Here is a 7401-nt window from a genome sequence, read left to right on the forward strand (position 1 = left end):
CCTCAGCCCCCTTTCCCGCCTCCGCTCCCGCTCGGCTGGGCGACGCGGACGCCCCCGCCGAGCAGACGGCCGCCCCGCTCGCTTCCCGCGCGTCCGAGCAGGATCGGCGGCCGAAAGACTCCGTGCGATCGCGGTGCGAGCGCCTTGCCCGCATCCACGGTTTGTCCGATCGCGAGTTCGACGTGTTGGAGTTGTTGGCGAAAGGACATACGCGCGTATCCGTCGCGAAGAGGCTCTACGTTTCCGAGAACACCGTGCGCGTGCATGTGAAGAACATCTACGCAAAGCTGGGCATCCATTCAAAACAACAGCTCATCGATCTAGTCGATAGGCAGTAATACCAGGTCAAAAGCACGATTTTAAAATCACCCGTTTTGGCATCGCCCGATTCCTATACTGAATGGCGTACAGGCCGCGCCTTGGGAGGCAGCGGCGCGGAGGGGAGCGCTTCGGGCGCGAAACGGAAGGGCGCTCCTCCGTCAATCAAGGGGATAGGAGGATTCATGGACAACGAAACGGGCATGAACGAGACGCCGCTTGGCCGGTCGTATCTGTCTCGCCGCAGCTTCCTGAAAGGAGGCGCGGCAAGCGTGGCGGTGTTCGCTGCGGCTGGCATGTTCGGGTGCGCTCCCCAGACGTCCACGACCGCCAGCACGGGCGGTTCCGAGGGCGGCGCGTCTGCCGAGGGCGGCGCGGGCGGTTCGGAAGGCGGTGCAGGCGGTGCAGGTGGTCCGGGCGGCCCGGGCGGCAATGCGGGCCCTGTTGATCGCACGGCTGCAAAAGAGGCCGCCAAGGCCGAGGGCCGCGTGTTCGGCTACTCCGGTCCTGGCGACTGGCTGGGCGAGAAACCCAGCGTGACCGCCGACGAGACGGTTGACGCCGAAGTGGTGGTCATCGGCCTGGGTCACTCGGGCACGCAGGCGTTCCTCGCGGCATGCGAGACGATAGCCGAAGCCAATGGCGGCAACGCGGACGGCAAGGTGGTGGCCGTCGAGAAGCAGATCGAAAGTTCGATGAGCTGGTACGGCGAAGACTTCGGCTGCTTCAACTCCAAGTTCGTCACCGATCAGGGCTTCGGCACGTGGAACACCGGCGACATCGTGAACGAGTTCGTCACGCGCGGCGGCGGGCGCAACTACCCCGACATCGTGCGCTCCTATGTGGAGAACTCCGGCGCGACGCTCGACCATATGCTCGAGGTGGCCAAGGAGATGGGCGTGGACGAGCGCTGCTACACCTACGACAACACGCAGGACGGCTGGGTGCTCGTGCAGGCCAACATGGATTACGACAAGATCCAGTCCGGAGCCGACATCTACGACTGCCTCAACAAGACGAACTATCCGCTTGCGCCGGGAACGAAGACGTGGGTGGGAGCCGTGCAGTTCATGGGCGAGTACAATGACGAGCCCATCGAAGGCGTAGCGGCGAACTCCGTGCTGCCGAAGATCAACCAGGCGTGCCTCGACAAGGCCGTGGAGCTGGGAGGCACCATCCGCTACGGCAGCACGGCCGTTGTGCTGGTGCAGAACGACAACGGAGACGTGACCGGCGTGATCGTCGAGGAGAAGAATAAGAACGTGCAGATCAACGCCTCGAAGGGCGTGGTCTTGGCCGGCGGCGACTACTGCGGCAACCCGGATATGTGCTGGGCGCTGCTCAACGAGTACATGGAGCGCAACGAGCGCGAGGGCGGCCTGAAGGCCGACTTCTACAGCTTCATGGGCGGCCGCGACGGTTCGTCGGTGAAGCTGGGCTGCTGGGCGGGAGGATTCGTGGAGCCGGCACCGCGCGGCTGCATGATTCTCGGCGGCGGCCTGGGCGGCCCCTGGGGAGCGAACGCCATGCTGTGGCTCAACAGCAAAGGCGAGCGCTTCTGCAACGAGGGCAACCTCACGGGCGCGCAAACGGCGTGCGCGCGTCAGGCAGAAGGATCGGCGTGGCTGGTGACCGATCAGAAGTGGATGAAGAGCGTGTGCGCGTCGGGCATCGAGCACGGCGGCCCCAACGGCGGCCGTCCGCAGTACTACCAGGACATGCTCGACGGCATGGCCGCCATCGCTTCTGGCCCTGAGGGCGGCCAGGTGAAGAACTGCACCATCGCCGAGCGCGGCTACACCACGGTGATCGCCGCCGACACCCTTGAGGATCTTGCCGATTACCTCGAGGTTCCCTCCGACGTGAAGGAGACGTGGCTTGCGTCCATCGCTCATTACAACGAGCTGTGCGCGGCTGGGGCCGACGCCGATTTCGGCAAGGACCCGTCGGCCATGATCCCCGTCGACGAAGGCCCGTTCTACGGCATCAAGGGAAGTGTGGGAAGCCGTTCGGCATCGCCGTCCATGGTGACGATGTCCGGCTTGATGACCGACAAGCACCTCAACGTGCTGAACGAGGAGTACGAGCCCATCAAGGGTCTGTACGCCTGTGGCAACAGCTTGGGCGGCCGCTACGGCACCGGGTATTCGACCCCGTGCGCCGGCAACTCCATCGGCATGGCGGGCACGCACGGGCGCGTCGCCGGTTTGGAAGTGGCCTCTCAGGAGTAACGCGCCACGCGACGGGTGCCGTCGCAGAGCGGGCCGCCTCCCTTTCGGAGGCGGCCCGTCGGTGCCGGTCGGCATCTGTTTCGGAACAAGCGGAGCATGCCAAAACGGGCGGCTTCGCGCGGGGAGAAACAAGGGAAAGGGGAGATACGTGGCCGAGAAGCGCGACAGGGTGCTGAAAGCCGTGATGGCTGCGTTGGAAAACGATTATGCGGGCATGCCGGAGAAGGCGCTGCTCAACGACACGAAGCAATGGCTGACCGCGTTCGGCGAAGCGTGGAAGGCCGGCCGTTTGGACGATGCCCTGTTCGTGAGCTATCTCACGCAGTACTTGGCGACGTTCCAGGATCCCAATCTGGCGCTGCTGGTGAGCGACGTCTGCCCTTGCCAGCCGTGGAGCTGCGGCTTTTCGGTGCGCCGTTTCGGAGACGAGCTGTACGTGACCGAGGTGCGTGAAGACGAGCGCTTCACCGTGGGCGATGCCCTCGTGCTTTTGAACCGCAGCATTCCGGACAAGCATCTCGATTACGCTATCGGCAATCCGGTGAACGGCGACGATCCCGACCGGCAGCTGTGGGACGATCTCGTTTCCCGTTGCGCGCATGTGCTCGTCAGGCATGCGGACGGCACCGAAGAGGATGTTGCCGTGCGGCGGTTTCGCCGTTCTCAGGTTGCGCCGATGGGCTTGCCGGGTGCTCTTCCCGACGGGGCGATCGTCGAGCGCGGGGATGCGGTGGTCGTCGATCTGCGACGCGTTCCCCGCGTGCTCGACGACGCTTCGTGCGACCGGGTGCTGGCGGCGTTGCTCCCCGAGCGCTTGAGCATAGCCGACCTTATGGGCGACGAGGCGGTGTTCACCAATTACACGGCTGACAACTGCGCGATACGGCGCAGCCAACTGGAAACGCTGCGCAAGGGCGCCTCCGCATGCGAGCGCGCTTGGGTGGATGAGGAGATCGAGCGGATCGGCTCGCTTGAGGGAGCTGGAATGGTGCGCGAGGTGGAGCGCGACGATCGCGTTGCGGGCGGTGCGAACGCCGGCAGACCCGTGGTGCTGCTCACCGACGTGACCACGTCTGCCGCGGGAGAGCGTATCGTGCAGGTCGCGCGCGCCGCCGCCGAGCAGGGGCTTGTCGAGGTTCACGTAGTGGGACGTGCCACGAGCGGGGCTATCGACTACGCGAACCCGCTTGCGGTGTCGTTCGATGAGTTCTACACCTTCGTGTATCCCATGAGCAAATCCGAAGCCGCCGCCCGCGGCGAGGGCGTGTCGGGCCGAGGGGTCGAGCCCGACGTGGCGGTGCCGTTCACGCCCGACGAGTGTCGGGAAGATCGGGTGCGGAAACGGGCGTTGGACCTCGTCTGCGGATGACGGCCGCCTGAGCGACCCGCGGCCCGTCCGTCGCCGCCTTGCCGTGCGCGGCCGTCATCCGCTTGCCTTCACACGCTGAGGTCGCGGCGCGTGAACACGGTCACGGCTGCGGTGAACAGCGCGACGGCGCTGACGGCAAGGACGACGGCTCCGCCGATGGCCGACGCGTCTCCGGTGGCCAAGCCGTAGTAGTCGAACAGAGTGAGTGGGTTGATGCTCTCAAGTAACTCGAAGTCATCGTCTACCTGAGACACCATCTGCATGAGGAAGAACAGAATCCACAGTCCACCGCCGGTCCACAAGGCCGCCGCGGCGTTCGAGAACAGGCAGGCCGACAGAAAGCACGAGGCCGCCATGGCCAGCCAGAGCGCCAACAACCCGGCGTTCACCCACGCGAGGGCCTCGAAATCCAGCTCGCCGGGGAACAACGCCTCGGCGAACCCCATCTCAAGGGCCGTGACCAGCACCGCAAGCGCCGTCAAGACGGTTGCCACCACGCCGATCATCGTGCCCGCGATGCGCACGCGGCTGTTCGGCGTGGCCAGCAGATACGCCATCGATCCGCGGTCGAGGTGGCGCACCATCAGCTTGTTTGCCATGATGAGCACAAGCACGAGCACGAATGCGGTCAGCAAAAATCCGTACAGGTAGTTCAACATGAAATCGATAAGGGTAGTGGTTTGCGTGGACATGCCGAACGCGGCGAACACCTCGGGCATGCTCTGCATCATAGCGTCGAGGCTTTCGCCCAATTCCGGATCGAACATGCTGATGATCATGCCGATGTACAGGGCGAGCACGGCGGCGATGATGCCGCTGACGAACAGGCTGGCGCGCAGCTCCTTCGCGAACAAGGTTTTATTCATGGGAGCCCCCTTTCTCCATCGTGCCGTACAGGTGCATGAACAGCTCCTCGAGCGTCTGCTCGTGCGCGGTCAGGTCGACGATGTCGTAGGCGGCGAGATCCTTCACGAACGCGTCGAAGTTTCCTGCAACGGTAACTTCGACGCTGGCGGCTCCCTGCGGCTGAGGCGACGCGTCGACGTGTGCGCGGGCGTAGCGGTCGCGCGTCGCGGCGTCGGCGAATGTGATGACGAACACGCGCTTGCGCGACTTCCGCACGTCGTCCATGCGCATCGACCCGACAAGCCGGCCCGCGCGGATGAAGGCCACGCGATCGCACGTGCGCTCCACTTCCTCGAACAGGTGCGACGACAGCAGGATGGTGGCCCCGCGTCGCTTCTCCTGCAGCACGAGGTCGATGAAGCGGCTTTGCATGAGCGGGTCGAGGCCGCTTGTGGGCTCGTCGAGCAAGATGATGTCGGGCGAGGCCATGAACGCGCACACGAGGCCCACCTTCTGCTTCGTGCCCTTCGACATCTTGCGGATGCGCCGCGCGGGGTCGAGCTCGAAGTACTCCACCAGCTCGTTCATGCGCGTGCGGTCGCGCAGCTTCTTCATGCGTGCCATGAATTCCAAAAACGCCGCGCCGGTCATCTCGTCCATGCAGGCGATCTCGCCTGGCAGATAACCTAAACGCTCTTGGATGCGCGCGCGGTTGCGGAAGCAGTCGAGGCCGTTTATGCGCGCATCGCCCTCGTCAGGTCGGATGAAGCCCATGAGGGTGCGCATGGTGACGGTCTTGCCCGCGCCGTTCGGCCCGAGGAAGCCGAACGTCTCGCCGCGTTCGACGGCGAAGGACACGTCGAACACGCCGCGTCCCTTCCCGTACTCTTTCTTGAGGTCGCAGATCTCGATGGCGGGGCCCGTTTCGGGGCCGCTCGGATGGTTCATCGGTACTCCTCTTTGTATGCGTAGGTTTTCAGCATTTCGCACCAGCAACGCATTTCGGCTATCATGTCGTCCATGTCAAGGGGCCGGCGCAGCGCGCGCTGTTGGTGCAGGTAGCCGTCGGCAAGCCATATCAGCATGTCCAACACGTGCCTCGGATCGACGTCGTCGCGAAACCGGTCGAACCGCACGTTCTTGAAGTACAGGGCGAACATTGGCTCGATCTGGCTTTGCATCCAGCTGTTCATCGCGTCGCGTATGTCTTTGTGCTCCGGATAGAAAGCCCGAACAGAGAACTCGAGCAGATGCGGGAAGGCTCCCAGCACCTTGCCTTTGCTTTCGGCCGCGTAGATGAGCAGGTCGAAGAAGTCGTCGATCTCGTAGAACGCGTCGTCCACAACGATGCGCGCCACCTTGTCCGTAAGGTGCTCCATAAGCGAGAGGTACAGCTCCTTTTTGTTCTTGAAGTAAAAGAACAGAAGCCCTTTCGAGATGCCCGCGCGCCGCGCGATAGCCTCGGTGGACGCGCTTTTGTAGTCGTTGCGCCCAAACGTCTCTAAAGCGGCGTTGGCGATGGCTTCGCGCCGGTTTTCGGGCAGGGCGTCGAATGTGTTGCGCCGTTTGTCCAAGAGGGCCTTCTTTCGTGGGTTGCGTGCTGGTTTGTCGGTTGGCCGGCCATGTCCGTTGACCGTTCGGTCAGCGGATTGCGCTTCATGCTACGCCGTTGACTCTTTTTTGGAAGGGGTGAAATGCGAATTTCGGAAGCGCTTCGGCGATGCGGGGGTGAATTGCAATCTCGTCCGAACGCCTCGGATGAGATTGCAATTCAATCAATGCGAGGGGAGGGGGTGGCTGGCGAAGGCGCAGGGCGCGGGCGCGGCCTTCGAGACGCAGCGCTGGGCGACGGGTTGGGACGTGGCGGGGGCAGCGGTGCGAAGGACGCCTCTTCGGGGATGTTGGAAGGATGCTCGCAAAGAGGGGCGTACTGACGTGGGGGCGCTGACGGGCGCGGACGACGGGCCTTTGCCGCGCGCGGAGGGGTGCGCGCCTGTATGCTTTCCGGGGCGCGGGTAGCCGGGGGGGTCGGCCGACGGGTGCGGGAAGGGCGACGCGATGGCCGGGTGCCGCGGTGCGAAAAAGGTGCAGTTGCGTGAGGCGCACGCGGACCGCCGAGATGGGCGGGGTGCGTGACGCTGCGGCACCCTGTCGATCCCGGTTCGCAGAAAGCCGCTCTCTCCTGACACAAAACTCGCCAGATTGCTACCGGAGTTCGACGAGAACGGACCTTTTTGCTGCGCCCGCTTTCCATCCGACCTGCCCTGCCTCAACGTTTGCCTTCACGACCAAGGGAAACGCTGCGACTGCTTTTCCGCACGGTCTTGCCGTGGTAGCAGTCTGGAAAATACTGCGAGAAAAAAGCCCCACTTTCGCTGCGAAGTCGAGTTTGGCGTGGCCTCCTCCGTTCAAAGGGCGCTCTTCTTTCGTTTGCCGTCTTCGCTGATGTCGGGATTGTTTCACGTGAAACAATTGTCGCAATGTAGTGCGATATCGGAACAAATGTTTCACGTGAAACATTCGGCAGTACGGAGGCGTTCCGGCTGCGGACGGCGCAAAGACGCCTCGGTTGAGGGCGGCGAAAAAGTGGGACGTGCCAGCCTCGCGCGAAGGGGGTGGGCAACGGCGCACGGGGGG

The 7401-nt window shown here is 64.0% G+C and carries 6 protein-coding genes; 3 read left to right on the forward strand and 3 right to left on the reverse strand.

The annotated features are described in order from the left end of the window. The 3 genes from C2L80_RS14190 to C2L80_RS12490 all read left to right on the forward strand — a co-directional run. Nucleotides 1-338, forward strand: a 338-nt coding sequence (locus C2L80_RS14190; protein ID WP_129589968.1) for a response regulator transcription factor, incomplete at its 5' end; no start/stop codon positions are given. A 165-nt stretch (nucleotides 339-503) separates the two neighbouring features. Further along, nucleotides 504-2549 carry an FAD-binding protein gene (locus C2L80_RS12485; RefSeq protein WP_087198533.1) on the forward strand — a complete coding sequence of 682 codons (2046 nt, stop codon included), beginning with the start codon at nucleotides 504-506 and terminating at the stop codon, nucleotides 2547-2549. 148 nt (nucleotides 2550-2697) lie between these two features. Next, on the forward strand, nucleotides 2698-3918 hold the full coding sequence (locus tag C2L80_RS12490) for a S41 family peptidase (RefSeq protein ID WP_087198532.1): 1221 nt from the start codon (nucleotides 2698-2700) through the stop codon (nucleotides 3916-3918). 68 nt (nucleotides 3919-3986) lie between these two features. On the opposite strand, the gene C2L80_RS12495 is transcribed toward C2L80_RS12490, so the two are convergent. From C2L80_RS12495 to C2L80_RS12505, 3 genes are read right to left on the reverse strand one after another with little or no spacing between them, the layout of a single operon-like run. Continuing rightward, nucleotides 3987-4784, reverse strand: coding sequence for an ABC transporter permease subunit (locus C2L80_RS12495; RefSeq protein ID WP_092196672.1), 798 nt, complete (start codon nucleotides 4782-4784; stop codon nucleotides 3987-3989). Continuing rightward, nucleotides 4777-5712, reverse strand: coding sequence for an ABC transporter ATP-binding protein (locus C2L80_RS12500; protein WP_103263314.1), 936 nt, complete (start codon nucleotides 5710-5712; stop codon nucleotides 4777-4779). The genes C2L80_RS12495 and C2L80_RS12500 overlap by 8 nt, the downstream gene beginning before the upstream one ends. Further along, nucleotides 5709-6338, reverse strand: coding sequence for a TetR/AcrR family transcriptional regulator (locus tag C2L80_RS12505; protein ID WP_103263315.1), 630 nt, complete (start codon nucleotides 6336-6338; stop codon nucleotides 5709-5711). Before C2L80_RS12505 ends, C2L80_RS12500 begins: the two co-directional genes overlap by 4 nt. Nucleotides 6339-7401 lie beyond the last annotated feature (1063 nt).

Source organism: Rubneribacter badeniensis, from assembly GCF_002899695.1.
Taxonomy (GTDB): domain Bacteria; phylum Actinomycetota; class Coriobacteriia; order Coriobacteriales; family Eggerthellaceae; genus Rubneribacter; species Rubneribacter badeniensis.